Annotated in this window: 21 protein-coding genes and 1 pseudogene; 7 read left to right on the forward strand and 15 right to left on the reverse strand. The window is 69.2% G+C overall.

Annotated features, from left to right (window positions below; genetic code table 11):
- Positions 1-21: 21 nt before the first annotated feature.
- Together BS80_RS41965 and BS80_RS41970 are read left to right on the forward strand one after the other, a co-directional pair.
- On the forward strand, positions 22-411 hold the full coding sequence (locus BS80_RS41965; RefSeq protein ID WP_051966884.1) for a hypothetical protein: 390 nt from the start codon (positions 22-24) through the stop codon (positions 409-411).
- Positions 412-425: 14 nt separating this feature from the next.
- Positions 426-743: a YrdB family protein gene (locus tag BS80_RS41970; protein ID WP_198045576.1), complete on the forward strand. Its 318-nt coding sequence runs from the start codon at positions 426-428 to the stop codon at positions 741-743.
- Positions 744-867: 124 nt separating this feature from the next.
- Here the strand turns inward: BS80_RS41970 and BS80_RS21785 are convergent, their stop codons facing one another.
- The 3 genes from BS80_RS21785 to BS80_RS42960 form a co-directional block, all read right to left on the reverse strand.
- Complete coding sequence (locus BS80_RS21785) at positions 868-1,599, reverse strand: hypothetical protein (protein ID WP_035799822.1); 732 nt, start codon at positions 1,597-1,599, stop codon at positions 868-870.
- Between the two features lie 35 nt (positions 1,600-1,634).
- Entirely contained in the window at positions 1,635-2,072 is a 438-nt protein-coding gene (locus BS80_RS21790) for a hypothetical protein (RefSeq protein ID WP_035799824.1), read from the reverse strand.
- A gap of 347 nt (positions 2,073-2,419) precedes the next feature.
- A complete protein-coding gene (locus BS80_RS42960; protein ID WP_083975037.1) occupies positions 2,420-4,540 on the reverse strand; it encodes a right-handed parallel beta-helix repeat-containing protein in 2,121 nt (706 codons plus the stop codon).
- A gap of 413 nt (positions 4,541-4,953) precedes the next feature.
- Between BS80_RS42960 and BS80_RS42965 the strand changes: the two are divergent.
- Together BS80_RS42965 and BS80_RS21805 are read left to right on the forward strand one after the other, a co-directional pair.
- A pseudogene (locus tag BS80_RS42965) lies at positions 4,954-5,254 on the forward strand (hypothetical protein); the annotation flags it as partial.
- A gap of 168 nt (positions 5,255-5,422) precedes the next feature.
- On the forward strand, positions 5,423-6,628 hold the full coding sequence (locus BS80_RS21805; protein WP_035799826.1) for a Shedu anti-phage system protein SduA domain-containing protein: 1,206 nt from the start codon (positions 5,423-5,425) through the stop codon (positions 6,626-6,628).
- Positions 6,629-7,277: 649 nt separating this feature from the next.
- On the opposite strand, the gene BS80_RS21810 is transcribed toward BS80_RS21805, so the two are convergent.
- Positions 7,278-7,742 carry a hypothetical protein gene (locus BS80_RS21810; protein ID WP_035799828.1) on the reverse strand — a complete coding sequence of 155 codons (465 nt, stop codon included), beginning with the start codon at positions 7,740-7,742 and terminating at the stop codon, positions 7,278-7,280.
- 171 nt (positions 7,743-7,913) lie between these two features.
- Here BS80_RS21810 and BS80_RS21815 point away from each other — a divergent pair, with 171 nt between their 5' ends.
- Entirely contained in the window at positions 7,914-8,165 is a 252-nt protein-coding gene (locus BS80_RS21815) for a GntR family transcriptional regulator (protein WP_035799829.1), read from the forward strand.
- Positions 8,166-8,185: 20 nt separating this feature from the next.
- Here BS80_RS21815 and BS80_RS21820 read toward each other — a convergent pair whose 3' ends face one another.
- From BS80_RS21820 to BS80_RS21840, 5 genes are all read right to left on the reverse strand, one after another.
- Positions 8,186-8,641, reverse strand: a complete 456-nt coding sequence (locus BS80_RS21820) for a GNAT family N-acetyltransferase (protein ID WP_035799830.1) — start codon at positions 8,639-8,641, stop codon at positions 8,186-8,188.
- Positions 8,638-9,387: a serine/threonine-protein kinase gene (locus BS80_RS21825; RefSeq protein ID WP_232246558.1), complete on the reverse strand. Its 750-nt coding sequence runs from the start codon at positions 9,385-9,387 to the stop codon at positions 8,638-8,640. The genes BS80_RS21820 and BS80_RS21825 overlap by 4 nt, the downstream gene beginning before the upstream one ends.
- Before the next feature lie 65 nt (positions 9,388-9,452).
- On the reverse strand, positions 9,453-10,100 hold the full coding sequence (locus tag BS80_RS21830; RefSeq protein ID WP_035799832.1) for a hypothetical protein: 648 nt from the start codon (positions 10,098-10,100) through the stop codon (positions 9,453-9,455).
- Positions 10,101-10,113: 13 nt separating this feature from the next.
- Positions 10,114-10,530: a hypothetical protein gene (locus tag BS80_RS21835; RefSeq protein WP_035799833.1), complete on the reverse strand. Its 417-nt coding sequence runs from the start codon at positions 10,528-10,530 to the stop codon at positions 10,114-10,116.
- A 159-nt stretch (positions 10,531-10,689) separates the two neighbouring features.
- Positions 10,690-11,118, reverse strand: a complete 429-nt coding sequence (locus BS80_RS21840) for an ATP-binding protein (RefSeq protein ID WP_063772029.1) — start codon at positions 11,116-11,118, stop codon at positions 10,690-10,692.
- A gap of 445 nt (positions 11,119-11,563) precedes the next feature.
- Here BS80_RS21840 and BS80_RS21845 point away from each other — a divergent pair, with 445 nt between their 5' ends.
- Both BS80_RS21845 and BS80_RS21850 read left to right on the forward strand, forming a co-directional pair.
- Entirely contained in the window at positions 11,564-12,874 is a 1,311-nt protein-coding gene (locus BS80_RS21845) for a tetratricopeptide repeat protein (RefSeq protein ID WP_035799835.1), read from the forward strand.
- Positions 12,875-12,890: 16 nt separating this feature from the next.
- Positions 12,891-13,436 (forward strand): GNAT family N-acetyltransferase, encoded by a 546-nt coding sequence (locus BS80_RS21850; protein ID WP_051966888.1) that lies wholly within the window; start codon positions 12,891-12,893, stop codon positions 13,434-13,436.
- Positions 13,437-13,496: 60 nt separating this feature from the next.
- Here the strand turns inward: BS80_RS21850 and BS80_RS21855 are convergent, their stop codons facing one another.
- The 6 genes from BS80_RS21855 to BS80_RS39550 are packed head-to-tail and all read right to left on the reverse strand — an operon-like array spanning position 13,497 to position 15,723.
- Complete coding sequence (locus BS80_RS21855) at positions 13,497-13,811, reverse strand: hypothetical protein (RefSeq protein WP_035799837.1); 315 nt, start codon at positions 13,809-13,811, stop codon at positions 13,497-13,499.
- Positions 13,808-14,053 carry a hypothetical protein gene (locus BS80_RS21860; protein ID WP_035799839.1) on the reverse strand — a complete coding sequence of 82 codons (246 nt, stop codon included), beginning with the start codon at positions 14,051-14,053 and terminating at the stop codon, positions 13,808-13,810. The genes BS80_RS21855 and BS80_RS21860 overlap by 4 nt, the downstream gene beginning before the upstream one ends.
- Before the next feature lie 17 nt (positions 14,054-14,070).
- The gene (locus BS80_RS37930) at positions 14,071-14,778 is read right to left on the reverse strand and encodes a peptidoglycan-binding protein (protein ID WP_051966889.1); all 708 of its coding nucleotides are present in this window, start codon (positions 14,776-14,778) and stop codon (positions 14,071-14,073) included.
- Positions 14,775-14,951, reverse strand: coding sequence for a hypothetical protein (locus BS80_RS40970; RefSeq protein WP_157536458.1), 177 nt, complete (start codon positions 14,949-14,951; stop codon positions 14,775-14,777). Before BS80_RS40970 ends, BS80_RS37930 begins: the two co-directional genes overlap by 4 nt.
- Entirely contained in the window at positions 14,894-15,289 is a 396-nt protein-coding gene (locus BS80_RS21875) for a hypothetical protein (protein WP_051966890.1), read from the reverse strand. The genes BS80_RS40970 and BS80_RS21875 overlap by 58 nt, the downstream gene beginning before the upstream one ends.
- Complete coding sequence (locus BS80_RS39550; protein ID WP_051966891.1) at positions 15,286-15,723, reverse strand: hypothetical protein; 438 nt, start codon at positions 15,721-15,723, stop codon at positions 15,286-15,288. The genes BS80_RS21875 and BS80_RS39550 overlap by 4 nt, the downstream gene beginning before the upstream one ends.
- Positions 15,724-15,792: the final 69 nt, after the last annotated feature.

Consider the following 15,792-nt stretch of genomic DNA (forward strand, 5'->3'; position numbering starts at 1 on the left):
ATCGTTTGAGGTGTGTTTGATATGGGTGGGACTGGAACGGGCGCGCTGTCGAAGCCGCTGGTGATCGCTAATGCCGCTGCGGCGGTGCTCTCGATGGCCTCCTGTGCGGCCGGGTTGATCAACCCGGGGATCGGGCTGCCGAAGGAGGAGCCGGTGACCGGGGGCGTGCGGTTCTACGCTGAGGCGTACGCCGCCCGGGCGCTGCCGTTGGGGGCGGTGCTGTTGCGCCAACTGGCGCGCGGGCGTGGTGGATCGGCGCTGTCGGCGGTGCTGCTGCTCGCGGGTGCGGTTCAGGCGGGGGATGCCGCGATCGGGGTGCGCACCCGCAATCCGGGGATGGCGCTCGGAGCCGGCGCGCTGGCGCTGCTGCACCTGGAGACGGCGCGGCGGGTTGCCGGGGGTGCGCGGTGACCGAGGCGCTGCGTTTGGCGGACGACTTGCTCGCCTTTCTGCTCGAACTCGCCGTCTACGCCGTCGCCGTGCGGTTCGGGCTCACCCGGCGGGTGGCTCGGCCGGGTCGCTGGGCACTCGCCCTCGTCCTGCTGGTCGGGTACGTCGTGGTCTGGGCAGTGTTCGGCGCGCCGGGTGCGACAGTGCCGCTGCACGGCGTGGCCCGGGCGGCGCTGGACCTGGTCTGGTTCGGCAGTGCCGCCGTCCTGCTCTGGGCAATGAGCCTGCGCCGCACCGCGGTTGTCTTCGTGGTGGCCTACCTGCTGACCACTGTGGTGCACCTGATGCTGTGACAGGGAGGGGCAGTTCGGCAGCCCAAGTCGACCCAGTACGAGGATGCTTCGCCCGCACGCCCAGCCGCACGCCCAGCCGGGAGCCCAACACCGGGCGCTGATCCGAACGATCGACCAGACGGCCCTAACCGGAGACCTTTGCCCAGACGACGGCCTCGGCCATCTCCCCGGTGTTGTAGTCGTTGCTTGTGTCCGTGATCGTCAGCACGGCGATCCGTCCCTCGTGCGTGTGGTCGCAGAACACCGTCCCCTTCTTCACCGCGATGGTCCCGATGCCCTTGGTGGCGATCAGGTCGGCGCACTCCTGCCTGGTGGGCATCCTGGTCGTGTCGGTCCACATGGCGAGCGGTGTCGGGTTGTAGCCCGTGTAGTCGTCGCCCGTGATGCGTGGCGGGTCGGCGAAACTCAGGGTGAGGTCGCGCAGATAGGAGTTGTCCCTGCCCGGCGGAACCAGGTCGAGCCGCGGTCCCGACTCGGCGATGCGCACCTGCCCCTGGAACTGGATCGTGTCCGAGTCGGGGCTCAGTGACGCCACTGGCGCCGGGACGGCGGGCCGGCTGGGCGACCTGGCCGGCGTCGGTGACGCGGCCGGCGCGGACGTGTCCGCCGCGGGAGCGCCGGCGGCGGAGGTGCCCGTTACCTGCCCGGTGTCACGGGTGCGCCCGTTGCCGGAGAGTTCGACCGCGACCACCACGGTCGTGCCGATCAGCACCAGGGCGGCGGCGATGCCCACGGTGGTCCGCCAGCGGCGTCCGGTGCTCTCCGGCGGGGCGGGCGCCAGGATGAAGGTGTTGTGCTGGGTGTTGTGGCTCCCGGCCTGGGCACCGGTGGGCCCGCCGAAGGTGCTCCCCGACACTCCGTCCCCACCCGGGGAGTGGGGCGTCGGATCGTTCATGCCCGCGGCCCGAAGTGGTTCTCCTGCCGGTTGTTGCTGCCGAACTGCAGGGCCGTGGGCCCGGAGAAGGTGTTACCGGTCAGCGTGGTTCCGCCGGCCTGGCCGCCCCCCTGCTCGGCGGCGGCCTGATACCGGGTCACCGCCTGCTGCAGGGCCTCGGCGAAGCCGGGATCGCGCTGGACCGCGTCCTGCAAGCTGAACTGCAGCCACTGGCGCGTGTCGTTCGTGGGCTCCGACTGCCCCGCCTCGGCATCCTCGGTCAGCCGCGCCAGCGCGCGGTCCTCGCCGAGCTTGCGGCTGACCACGTCGTGCAGGTGGTCCATCGCGGCATCCAGCCCGTGGTCCACTTCCGCGTCTACCCGCCCCGCCACCCGCTTTGCCTTGCGGGCCGCCCACGCGACCATGCAGGCGACCGCGACCTCAATGCCGGTCATCGAGACCCCCCAATAGATCTGACAGACAGCCAGAGATTACCGTCCGCCCTTCTCCATTGTCAGCAAAGGGAAATGACTGGCAGTCACGTCGCAGCCAGACTGGTGGACCGTGCGAGCGGGAGCAGGGCGATACCGTAGAGGGCGGCGCCGAGGGACCTGACGGTGGTCCCGCCGCCGGCCACAACGCCTGTTGCCGACCGGTGGGAACGGCCGCAACCGTTCCCACTCGGCATCCGTCAAACCGCCCCGCCCCATGCCCGGTCCAACGACCAAGGCGGGTGATCGTCACATGATCGGGCGGACAGCTCCTCGTTGGCGGCCGGCGCTCTCGGGTGGTGCGTGGTGGGTCAGCCGATCTGGTAGCCGCTCTCGTCGACCACCAGGTCGATCGGGCTCCAGCCGCCGTTGTAGATGGAGACCTCGCCGTTGCTGTTCGGCTGGACCACCACCTGGTTGGGGATGGTCTCGCCGGCCACCCAGTTGAGGTTGGAGGCCACCGGGCGGTTGGTGCCCTGCGGGTACACGGTCAGGAAGCCCGGGGCCGCCGTGTCGGTCACCGTGACATTCAGGGTGACGGCCGTGCTGTTCTCCAGGCCGCAGGTCACACACAGGTCCAGGGTCTGGCCGGGGCCGATCTGCTGCGGCGCGACCCACTCGCCCGAGCCGCCGGCGACATAGCCGGTCCGGGTGTCGGCCACACGCTGTGGGGCCTGGGCGTGGTAGGTGCCACCGCCGTTGACGAAGTAGCCGGCCAGGTCGGCGACGACGTGGACCGAACCGATGCCGCCCCCGGCGTAGAGCGAGACCTTGCCGTCGACCACCGGGACGGTGACCAGGTTCGGAATGGTCTGTCCCGGGGCCCAGTTGAGGTTGGAGGCGGTCGGACGGTTGGTGCCGTGCGGGTAGGCGGTCAGGTAGCCGTAGTCGGTCGGCCCGGTGACGGTGACGTTGAGGGTCACCGCCGAGACGCCGCTGGCCGGGACGCCGTCGACGCCCGCGACCTGCAGGTCGATCTGGTTGCCCTGCTGCAGCGCGCCCAGGCCGTTGCGGGTGTCCAGCAGGCGTACCGGGGCGGTGGACTTGTAGCTGCTGCCCGAGGTGGAGTAGTAGCCGAACAGATCGGCGACCAGGTTCACCGTGCCGGCGCTGCTGTTGTGGAACGAGACCTTGCCGTCCTTGACCTGTACGGTCACCAGGTTCGGAATCGTTTCGCCGGAGGTCCAGTTGAGGTTGGACGCCACCGGCAGCTCATCGCCGTGCGGGTAGACCGTGAGGAAGCCGGCCTGGGTCGGGTCGGTGACGGTCACGTTCATGGTGACGGCGGTGACGCCGGTGGCCGGGACGCCCGCGATACCGGTGACCGGCAGCTCGACGGTGGCGCCGGGTGCGACCGCGCCGACCGTGACGCCGGTGCCGTTGCGGGTGTCGAGCAGGCGGACCGGGCCGAGCGGGTTGTAGTACGTACCGAAGTTCTGCAGCTCGTACGCGCCGCGGTCGCGGATGCCCTTGCCGGTACCGGTGTTGGGCGTGTACGGGTCGTCCACCGGCTGGTTGCCGGTTTCGTCGCCGGCGGTCATGCCCGGCGCGTTCTCGTCGGCGGAGTCGACCAGCGGGGAGGCCGGCTGGCTGGGCTCCTCCGTCCAGCGCAACTCGCTGTTGCCGATGATGTCGTGCGAGCCCTGGCCGCTGGCAGTGGCGTAGTCCGCGACGGTGTTGTACTTCGTGCCGGCCCAGTTGTAGGCGGGGCTGCCGTCCTTGTCGTCGTAGACGTTGTACGCGACCTTGGTGCCGGCCGTGGCCGCCTGGTCCACCTTCAGGCCGACGAAGTTCGCCGCGGTGTCGCAGAGCTTGTTCATGTGGTTGTCGGCGTCGCCGGTCGAGATCACGTTGTTCTCGATCACGGTGCCGGTGGCCGCACCGGTGACGTCCAGGGCGTCGGAGCAGCCGCCGGACATGGTGTTGTTCACCACGACGGTGCCCGGAGCACCGTTGACGGTGAGGGCGGCCCGGCCGTCCAAGCTGAGGCCGTTCCGGATCACGTTCGTGGCGATGACCACGCCCTGGGCCCCCGGGTCCACCTGGCCGAAGGAGCCGGTGCCTCCGAGCGAGCGGTTCTGCGCGATGGTCACCGCGCTCGAGGAGCCGGTGACGTGGATCGCCGGAGCCTGGTACCAGCCCTGGACCTGGTCGCCCGAGAGAGCGATGTCCGAGGAGCCGTCGACCAGCACGTTGCCGGAGCTGCCGTTCGTCCAGAAGTCCTTGATCCGGACGTGCTGAACGCCCGAGAGCGAGAAGGCGTACGCGGTCGGCGCCTTGCTGCCGGGACTGCTGCCGACGAAGGTCGCGTTGCTGTACTCCACGCCCTTGCCGGTGAAGGTGATCGGCGCGGCGGCGGTGCCGGAGTGGGTGATGTTGACCTGCTCCGGGTAGGTGCCGGCCGCGACATGCACGGTCTGGCCGGGCTGCACGACCGCTGCGGCGGCCGAAATGGTGCAGTACGGCTGCGCCTGGCTGCCCGCACCGGAGTCGGAGCAGTTGGCGCCGGCGGTGTTGCTGACGTAGAGGTCGGTGACAGCGGCGGAGACACTCGCCTGGCCGAGGGCCGGCAGAGCGAGCGCGCCGAGTACGAGGGCGCCACTGACGGCGCCTATCCGAGTTCTGATGGTGTCCCCCTGTGAGGTCCGCTTATGGCGGATGCCGTGCGCTGCCGGGCAGCGCAGGCGGATCCTCTCACGCCGATTTGCACTGGCGACTCCAGGGCCAGGGAAAGCCGAAGGCCCCGACTGCCGTGGTGGCTTGAGTTCGGGGGATCGGGTGAGGTTGTGGTTAGCCTTCTGGTTCTGCCCCCGTCCTGGGGCAGAACCAGGTAGGACCGGTGGGCCGGGTCTGGCGGGACGCCGGAGTGTTCAGCACCCTGCTCGAAGCCTCATCGCCGAGGCCCCCAGAGGCGGGAAGACCGACCTGTCGCTGGTCAGCGTGGACTCCACGACCGCCCGTGCCCACCACGACGCCGCCGGGACGCTGGTCGACGAGGAGATCATGCAGGCCCTGGAGGAGGCCGCTCGCGAGAAGGAGAAGGCCCGGCAAAAAGGGGCAGACCGCAGGAACAGAACGGACAGGACGAGCGCAGGCGCATCCGGCTGAGGCGCAAGGCCCACCTGACGCAGGCCCCTTACGGTCGAGGCGGGCGGCGTTGTGCTCACCCGTGATCTCGGTCCTGCGTGGAAGTGGGGACTATGGGAGTTGGCACGGGCCATGGCAGTCACGGTCCAACCGACCTCTTTGGGAGACCTGCTCGCGTCGCGCGATGCTGAGAGGATTGTCGGACCCATCATTCATACTTCACTTGCATGGGTGTCCGATCAGATTTCTCGCTGGACCTACAGCTCAAGTACGTCCACGAGCAGGTAGCGAACGACGACGTGAAGCGTGTGATCACCTCTGCGCTCGAGCACATGAGAAGTGGACGGGGAGGACACCGCAAGGGCGGCAGAGTACTCGTTCAACTCCTAGGCGCAGCGCGCGGGCAGGCCGCTGAGCTAGGTGAGTGGGGAGTTGTGCGACTCCTGCAGGACTCCATCGACTACGCCGAGGGGCGTATCCTGCAGCCGGACTTCGATGAGCGCTACCGCCTGTTTCAGGATGGCGCGCGTAACGAGGGGCTGCTGGGGTTCGTCGCAGGCATGCTTGAGATCAAGTTCAACTTCGCAGCCGATGCGGGGAGGCGATACCTGGAGGAGCATCCGGACGCGGGAGCGGAGGGGCTGCTTGCCCACATCGACTCGCTCAGCCATGACGCACGGTATCTCGTAGCCCCAGGCGAACGACCGGGACGGTACTCACTCATCCGTGGTCGGGCGGAGAAGATGATCTGGTTGGAGAGGGTACTTCAGGAGCGGATCGACATTGATGATCCGGAGGAAGCCGCTCAGCGGATTGCTGCGTCACCAGAGGCGTGGGCTCTCCTGGCCGCGGATCCAGAAGGTCAGATGATTCTCCGGGCGGCCCAACTCCAGAAGAGGTCCGCCCGGCTGGCCGCTCTACGCAAGGTGGCGGAGGACGAAGCGGCCACAGAGCTGGACCTGCAGCGGGCTCTGGAAGGGCAGTACTGGATCTTCGGTGGGCGCTTCGTCGGAGAAGCCGCTCAGCGCCGGTTGGTACCCGGTGATGAGATCGACATTCCGCTGATTCGCGGCGACGGAAGTCTTCACATCGTCGAGCTGAAGCGGGCTATGAGCATGACGGGTGCCTTGGTGAAGCGACACCGCGGAGCGTGGGTGCCAACTGCGCACGTGCACGATGCCGTTGGCCAAGCGGTCAACTATCTGGTCGGGCTGGACGAGGACCGTCGGCGGATCTTCGAGGATTTCAGCATCGAGACGCGTCGAGCAAGCGCCATCGTTCTGATCGGCCACCCGGCTCTCCAGCCGGACGTGCCGGAGCAGGAGATCAACGAAGCCCTTCGGACGTTCAACACACACGTGAACCGGGTTGAGGTCATCACGTACAAGGAGCTCATCGACAACGCCGAGCGCTCTCTCGGCGGCTCGGTCTGAGACGTAGCAACCGCGTCATTGAGGACTATGAAACGGCAGAGGGCCCCAACCAATCTGGTCGGGGCCCTCTGTCAGCCCTGGCGGGCGAAGGGCGGAGGATACGAGATTCGAACTCGTCTTTTGCCGAGATTTGACCTGCGGCGATGCTCGGAATCAGGACAAACCGGCACAGGATCCATGCCGCTCGATGCTGGCGGGTGCCGCCTGATGCCCCCGCGTGCTGACATGACAGCACAGATGATCATGAAATCGTCGGCCGAGTTGGGCGCTCGCCGCCCGGGGCTCTCGTCACACACTGTAGGCGTATGGCGGACTGCGGCTTGCCCTGCACAGGATGCACGAAGCCCCGCCCGGCGGGTGCTGGGCGGGGCTGTGCCGGTGGGGTTGGCGGGCTACGAGAGGCAGCTCGACGAACACGCCCAGAGGGTGACCCCGGGGCCGCTCGGGGCTTCCCGGTGCCCTATCGGGACCGGCTTGGGGGCCGGACCGCCGCACCGGGCGCAGCGCACCGGAGCGAGGCGGGGCCACGTCTCGCCGGCGGTGTTCGCGTGGTCGTCTCGGTGGAACGGCTCACGGCTGCACGGGGCGCCGGTGGACTGTCCGGGGCGCGGGGCGCCGCATGTGGGCATCCTGGTGGCGGCGAGAGTCATCACGCCACCGCCCCGAGGCTGTGTGCACCCTCGAAGGTGTACTCAAGGTCGGGCAGTCCTTCGGCCACTGCCGCGAGGGCCCGGAGTCGGACCTGACGCCGCCGTTCCTCCGTCTTGTCCCACAACGGCACCACGCGGCCGGTGATCGGACGGTACTCGGCCTCGATCTGCTGCCGGGTCGGGTCGGCGGGTGCGATTCGCTCGGGCTCGGGCTCGGGCGCGGGCAGGTGGACGGGTGCCGGGCTCGGCTTGGGCGTGGTCACCGGGAATGGCTCGGGGGTGCGGCGGTAGTAGGCGGGTGCGCGGAGTCCCTCCAGCTCGACCCGCACCGGGCGAGGCGCCCCGGCGCGGTGGCGGCCGGTCGGGGTCTCCGTTGTGCTGCTGAGGTACAGCGCCGAGGCGAACGCGAGCACCAAGGCCCCGAGGCATGTGTAGAGCCAAACCCAGAATGTAAGGTCGGACATGTTGGCAGCTCCCTAAAGCTGTCGATGTGTCACCCCCGGTCGCCGGCCCTAATCGGCTTCCGGGGGTTCTGCTTTCTCATGAAAATAACGGACCTCCCTATACCTGTCCATAGCTCCCTACTGTTGGCAGTAGCCAGGCGTGGTGGCGTGCAGCCGGATACGGTTGCCCCCGTGACCGACCTTGACCCCACCCGCCCGAAGTGGCCGCAGATTGTTGCCGTGCTCGGCGCCAGAATCGGGCAAGGGGCCGACGGCTACACGCCTGGTTGTCTCATCTCCAGTCGGATGATCGAGGACGAGTTCTCGGTGGCGAAGGTGACCGCGGGGAAGGTGTTCGCCGAGTTGCGCCGTCTGAAACTGGTTCGGACCGAGTTCGGGATGGGCTCGTTCGTGACGGACCCGAGCGAGCGAGGAGAGCAGTAGCCCCAGCCCTGCCGCCACAGTCACGCCCGGTGGTAGGGCGTGCCGACCAGACGCATGGCGCGCCGGTTCGGGGTGAAGCCCAGCGACGCGTATAGCGGTGCGCCGTCGTCGCTGGCACTGAGCGTCACCAGGGTGCAGCCCTGGCGAGTCAGCCACTCGACCAGCGCCCGGGTGACCGCTCGACCGTAGCCGCGTCGGCGGAACGGCTGCTCGGTGACGACGGTCTGCACCTGTCCGAAGACGCCAGCGTGGTCGGGGCCCGGCAGCCCCTGGTGTACGACACCGATCGCGCACGCCGCGAGCCCGCCGGCCGGGGCGTCGATCACGAAGGCGCCGAGTCGGTCGCCGCCCAGCTGCCCGCGCAGGTACTGGGCGAGTCGGTCGCGCCACGGCCCGGTGAGATCAACGCCCACCATCGCGGCGTGGATCCGGGCGAGCTCGGCGGCGTCGTCGGGGGATGCCGGGCGCACATTCACAGCTGCACATCCATGAGGAGGTCTCCGAGTTCCGCAGCGGTGGGCCGGTCAGCGGCGGGGACGGTAAGGACGGTGCCGAGTGCCGATTGCAGCTGCGGCCACGGGCGCTCTGTGGTCAGTGGGATGCCGGCGGCGATGGCCTTCCGGAGGTCGGCCGGGCTGGTGAGCTGCACGTCGATGCTGGCGGCGTCGTAGTCCAACGGCCACCGGCCGGTTGCGCAGGTCCACAACGTCCCGGCGAGTGCGTACACGTCGGCGGTGGGCGACGGTTCCACCGGCTGTAGACCGCTGTTGATCCACGCGGCGAGTTCCGGTGACACCAGGTGGGTCATGCCTCCCTCGAACTTCCGCCACGGCAAAGTTCCTTGACGCAACGACAGCGCAAAGTCGATCAACTTCGCGCCAGCCGGAGTGTGGATCCCATGGGCCGGTTGCAGGTCGCCGTGAGCCCAGCCAGCGGCATGGAACTCAGCGACAGCCCGGCACAGCGCCACCGCACCGGCAAGGGCAGTCACACGACCGTCGGGGCCCTTGCGAACCGGCTCGAACAGGTCCCAGGTGGACGGGCCGTCGAGCCAGGTGGTGACGTACCAAACGTCGGGACCAGAACGCCCGGCGATCACGGTGTAGTCCGGCAGGGCGTCGAGTACGGCGGCCTCCCGCGTGGTGATCTCTGCGGTCACGCCGTCGGCGCTGTACCCCAGCTTGACCGCCACCGCACCGAGCGGCCCGGTCGCCTTCCACACGGCCGACCCTCGCCGATCCGTGATCGCTCTCAACTCCACGGGCCCACAAATGATTTCTGCCGCCGTCACTGCCTCGGGGGGACAGGGAGTGAAGTCGCCCATGCCCGCACCGCCTTCCAATCGCAAGGGATGTGTTCGAACACGTCTCGGCCATCGTCGTTCGCCACGGCCACGGCCCGCGCAAGATCGGGCGTGTCCTTCAAGAACTGGGGATCGCGGGGGCGCACGGCCGCGCGAACCGGCATGAACGAGAACGGTGGTGTCGGTATGCTCCGGCCGAACTTGTCCAGCTCGTGCGCGCCTTGAGTGAACTTGCCGAACATCACACCCACGGGCCCATAGAGGTGCTTCAACGCCCAGTGCGGCCAGGCCATCAACTCATGGTGGTCGGTGTCAGGGACGGTACCCGTGATGACGATGTTCTCGCAGACGAACGCGCCGTCCGTCCGGCCCATCAGCGGTCGGATCCACTCCGCCGCCTGAACGGCGGCGTGGAACAACTCAGCCTCGACGGCGTACCGGTGGGCACCGGGCGCGATCTCGTACACCGTCCACCCGGTCATCTCGTGCAGGACGGACCGTTCGAGGAACGGGCAGTGCTCGAACATGGCGGTGGCGTAGCCGGTCACGTCCACGATGGCCGGGCTCGTCGCCCGGGGAGAAACGAGGCGGAGCGCCCCGGCCGTGGGCCGGGACGCTCCGTCGTAGTGCATGGCGATCAACCCGTCACCGGGCGATCTCGGCCGGGGTGTGGCCGTCGCCGTCGCCGGGGGCCGGCGAACAGTTCCACTCGGCGACCACCTGGCCGGTCTTCCGGTAGGCGGCGAGCGCCGTCGTGTCCACGACGCCGCTGGCGTCGGTGAACCAGATCTCCGGGAGCGGACCGTACGCCTCCTCGTAGGCGGCGACCCACGCGATGAACCCGCGGCCCCCCGTCTCGGCGTGAACGATCGCGCGGCCGGCGTGCTCCGCGGTGAACGCGCTGTGCGCCTCGGCGTCCTCGGCGAGTTGGTGCCACGCCGCGTCGATCGCGGTGCTGAACATCTCCGGCGCGGCCTCGCCGGCGTCGAACCGGCGGGCGGTGATCTTGAAGAACTTCCCGAGCTCGGCCAGCTCGACGCCGGTCGCTGTGGTGGTGCTCATCTGCTCCTCCTGGAGGGTTGACGGCCGCCGTCCGGCATGGGGGGTCGGGCGGCGGCAGTTGGGGTGGTGCCGGCTGCGACGACGGGGGGCGTGCGCAACCGGCACCGGTCCGCTCGGCCGTGGTGGTTGCACACGGCAGCGGGCGGAGAATGGGGGGTGTCAGCTGATCTTGCGGTGGGTCCGCAGGTCGGCATGCACGATCTTGCCGAGCGGTTCGAGTTGGGCGCCCCACTGACCACCTGTGAGCCTGTGAACTAGGGCGAGCCCTCGACCACCCTCGCTTTTGCCGGCGTCGAGGATCAGGCATGGCAGCGCGCGGGAGCCGTCGCGGACCGAGATGCGCACAGTCTGCTGGGTGATCCGCGTGATGCTGACGGTCATGTGGCGCTTGCACCCGGTCTTGGCCGCGTTGCTGACCAACTCGGTTGTGATCAGCACAGCGTCCTCGACCAGCTCAGGAATTCGCCACTCGGTGAGCGCTTGGCGGACCATTCGTCGCGCACTTCCTGCGGACCGGAGGTCGTAGGGGAGGTGAGCGACGACGGCTGGCGGGGCTTCGGCCGGGGCGAGCTCGGTGGTGGTGGTCACTGGCCTGGGAATCCGCCCCCCGGGCCCGGCGCGCTCGCAGGGCCCGGGAAGCGAACTCTCGTACTACTGGCCGTGGCTCTCGTTGCCGTCGGCGTGGTCCTGGTTGCCGCCGGTCTTCTCGTCCTCGTCGCCCGTGGCCGCGATGGTGATGATCATGTGCCGATCCTTCCGTTGCGCCCCGCTGGTGAGACCCGCGAGGGATGAATGGTGGCTGGTCGCCAGCGGCTGCCGACGACGTGTTCGAGCTGGGCAGGTTCGGCTCATTCCCGCAGGTAGCGGGCTTTGTGATTCCCGTGCCGATCTGCTGATACCTAGTCAACGACTCTGGGTGCCAAGCGGGATAGGACGTTTCAGGCTCGCCCGATTCAGCGACCCGGACGTTTTCACGCTGTGATGACCCGGCGTCAGGGGGTAACCTCCGGTACCGGTATGGAGGGAGCTGACGATGGCGGACCCAACCCCGAACCTTCCGTTACGCGCTCTGATGACGGAGCACGGCCTCAAGGCGAGCGAGCTTGCCGCCGCGGTCAACTCCGCTGAACAGAAGTTGTTCGGCGCTCCCGGAAACGCCACCGACCGACAGGTGCGCCGGTGGCTCTCGGGCGAGGCGAGGACGCCTCACCTGCACTACATCGCGGCACTGATGAGCGTGTTCAAAGTGCCGGCGGACAGGCTCGGCTTCGCTCTCACCGGCACCCGAGTGCACCAACTTGCCCGATTGGATGATCCGTCTACGCTGCTGACAGGACATCCGATCGACCGTCAGGAGAACGCCCCCGTGCTCCGCCGCGAGTTCATGATCGCCGCGACCGGCAACCTGCTGAGCTTCGCCTTTGCCCCGCTGCCTGCCGCCGGGCGCATAGGGATGAGCGATGTTGCCCGGATTCGCGAGAGCATCGACCAGCTACACGCCGTCGATGACGCCTACGGTGGTGAGCAACTCGCCGAGGTCGCCGAGAACTACGCCGGACAGATCGCCAACGCCATGGGACGTTGTCTGTACGGACCGAATGTCGAGAAGGCTTTGTACCAGGTCCAGGGCGAGCTGAGCGCTTCGGCCGGATGGTTCGCATTCGACAGCGGTGACCACACCCGCGCCGCCCGCAACTTCGACGCCGGACTACGTGGCGCCCTGCTGGCCGGCGACCGCCTGTTGCAGGCACGGATCTGGGCCTACATGGCACGCCAGTCCTGGGAACTCGGTCGAGCGACGGAAACAGTGACGATCGCGCGGGCCGCGCTCGACGCCACCCGCGGCGGGCGCGACCCCCGTCTCGGCGCCCTGCTCCATGGCCGCCTGGCGTTGGGGTACGGCGCAGCAGGGGAGAGCGCCCGGTGCGGGGCGTCGCTCGCCCGCGCTGACGCACTTCTGGACCAGGCCAGTGACAGTGCACCGGCGTGGTTGAGGTTCGTCGGCCCTGGGGAACTGCTCGGCGCGGCTGCGATGGCGCACATGGGACTCGGCCAGCCGGAGGAAGCGGTGCGGCAGGAGGAGGAGGGGATGCGCCTGCTCGGGTCCGCCTTCCAGCGCAACCGCTTCGCCAAGCTGGTTCATCTGTCGGAGTGCCACCTAGCAGCCCAGGAACCGGAGAAGGCCGTTGCGACCGCTGGGCAGGCACTCGACCTGTACGGCTCAGTGAACTGCCCGCGATGGGCTGCCAAGCTGCACACGTTTCGGGACGATGTGGCCAAGAGGGCACTTCCCGAGACGAACGAGTTCGTGGAACGGTACGACGTGACTACCACCACCGCCTGAGAGGGGTGTCGGACCGTTGGACGCCGCAACGCTGACAGTCACGTACTACGCCGCCGAGGACTTCGCCGCGGTCGAGCACCAGCTGCTCGCGGTCTACGCCGAGGTGTACCGCGATGAGGCTGCCACGGATCCGTTCTTTTCGATCGAGAGGTTTACCGAGCGGTTGCACGCCCACGCTCGTGGATCCCGTTGGGGTTGTGCGTTCGGCGAGATCGGCGGCGAGCCGGTGGGCTACGCGTACGGCTTCGCCCGGACCGCTGCCTACCGCTGGTCGGGGTTGCTGACACCGGTTCCTGACGCGGAACTGACGGAGACGGACACCCGGACGTTCGCCTTGTGCGAGGTGATGGTGCGCGAGCCCTGGCGCGGCACCGGGATCGCCCACACTCTGCACGAAGAGTTGATGTCTCACCGGATCGAAGAGCGCTCGCACCTCCTGGTCGAGGAGGAACACCCGAAGGTCCGGGCAGTGTACGAGCGGTGGGGGTACCGGTGGATGGGGACGATGCAGCCCTACCCGGACGCGCCCCGGTACGACTCGCTCGTTCGGCCTCTCATCTGACCAGCAACGACAAAGGCGCCCCCGTACCGGCAGGCAGCCGGTACGGGGGCGCAGTGCTGTCTACGGTGGGTCGAGGTGGCGAGCGGTTCGCTGGTCCACGCGGTCTACGGCGTCGCGCAGCGACGTGCCCGAGTTGGGGTGCAGCTCGTGCACGATGGCGCCGATACGGTGCTCGATCCGGTCGAGCCTGGCCATGACGCCGGGGTGTTCGTCGGTCCCGGCCCAGTCGGCGACGGCGTCCTCGACGTGGCGCACCAGACGGTGAATCGAGCGGGTGATCCGCCAGAGCAGGCCGGCGGCGCTGGCGACGGCGACGAGGGCGCCGCACCAGAGCGCGAGCGTGTCGAGCTGACCGCCGTCTGTCGGGGCACTCACTCGGCGGTGACCCCCGCAGTGGTCGGCGCCGGGGCCGGGGTGCGCAGCCATGCGGGCAGCAGCTGCTCGACGGTCGGGAGCGCCATGACCCGGGTGACCGCGGCGGCGACCGCGAGGGCGACGCCGAGGCCGGGCAGGGTGGCGGGCAGACCGCTGGTGGAGACGAGCAGCGGCAGCGCGGCGAGCAGGCCGAGCAGGGTCTGCAGGGCGGTTCGGACGGTGCGGCGGGTGGAGTCGGTCACGGGTTTGTCCTCTCGGCTCAGGTGATGGGGGTAGTCCAGGCGGCGGCCCACGTGATCGGCCCGACCTCCGAGTCGGCGGTCAAGCCCTTTTCGCGCTGGAACTGGGTGCAGATGCTGGCGGAGGCGGAGCCGTACCAGCCGTCGGCGACGATGTTCCAACCGCGGTCGTGCATGCGCTGCTGCCAGGTGCGCACGTCGTCGCCGTGGATCATGGGGCTGGTCAGCTTGAAGGTGCGGCCGGGCCACGCCGGGGCGGCCGGGCTGGGCTGGGCGCCGCTGTAGGCCGGGCGGCCGTAGCCGACGATCACGCCGGCGGTGCGCACGCGTCGGGCGACCTGGTCGCCGGTGTTGGCCTCGACGGTGTAGACGTAGCTGCCCGAGGTGCCGGTGACGATCCCGACGTGCTCGATGGTGTCGATGGTGGTGCCGCCGGACCAGGAGAAGAACACGACGTCGCCGCGCGCGATGCCGCCGGCGCCGGCGTGCCACTGGCCGGCGTCGGCGAACCGCTGGGCATGGGCGACGGTGTACGCGTAGTCGGCGCCGAAGCAGGCCGCGGTGAACTCGCCGGACTGGCGGGCCCAGTAGGTCACGCCCTCGTCGCACCACGCGGCGGACAGGAACTCGGCGCCGTCGCGGGCGGCGTAGTCCTGGGTGATGTAGTTCGGCCGGCCGGTCAGCCCGAGGGTGCGCTCGGCGGCGGCGATCATGGTGTCGATGCTCATGCGGGGGTCCCCTCGGGGGTCGGGGCGCCGTAGACGCCAGCAGCGTTCGGGGCGCCGAACTGGGCGGCGAGCAGCTGCTGCTCGTCGGGCTCGGTGGGGCCGTTGTGGCTCTCGGTCAGGAGGGCGGCCTGTGCGGCCTGGTCGAGGTTGGGGTCGGTGGGACGGCTAGGCATGGTGGGTTCCTCCCGGGGCGTGGGGATGGTGCCGCCGGCGGCGGGGCGGTCTGGCCGGCGACGAGGGCGCGCAGCAGCGCGAGTTCGTCGAGCACGGCGTCGTGGGTCTCGTTGGCGCGCTGCTCGGCGGCGCGGCCGAGCACGTTCTGACCAACCATCAGCAACGGGAGCGCGATCAGCTGCACGCAGTTGGACCAGTACAGAAGCGTGGTCTGTGCGCTCGGCAGAGCGAGCGGGAGCAGGCCGTAGAGGGTCAGCAGGTAGAAGGCGGGCATGCTGCCGAACGCGCGGGTGGCGCGGGCGGCGAGCGTGTCGTCGAGGACGGACAGCCGGCTCACGTGATCAGCCCCCGCACGTACACCTCGGCCTCGAAGTCGGAGGCGGTGGCGGTGTGGACGCCGCCGGGGCCGCGGTGGTGGCGGGCGCAGTACCAGACGAGGTTGTCAGCGGACTCGACCCAGGCGCCGACCGTCTCGGGGTCGCCGATGCCCGGGTAGTCGGCTTCGAGCAGCGCGAGATCGACGGCGTTCGTCAGCGCGAACTCAACGTGCGCATGGTGGAGTTCGAGGGTGCCGTCGCATTCGCTGGTGTCGCCGTGCCGGCGCTCGGCGAAGTGACACACCGCGTTGTCGCGGGTCCGGCGGCGGAAGTGCTCGAAGTCGCGGTAGTGCGGATCGCCCTCGCGCGGCGGATGCGGCGGGTAGTGGACGGTATAGCGGTGGGCGACGTGCTGCTCGTGGGCGGCGACGTAGCGGTGCGGGCGGGTGGTCAAGGAACCTCCGGACATGAGGAAGCCCCCGGCCGGACGGCGCGGGGGCGAGTGATCGAGGGGCGGGTGCTG

The sequence above is a fragment of the Kitasatospora mediocidica KCTC 9733 genome (assembly GCF_000744225.1).
Lineage (GTDB): Bacteria > Actinomycetota > Actinomycetes > Streptomycetales > Streptomycetaceae > Kitasatospora > Kitasatospora mediocidica.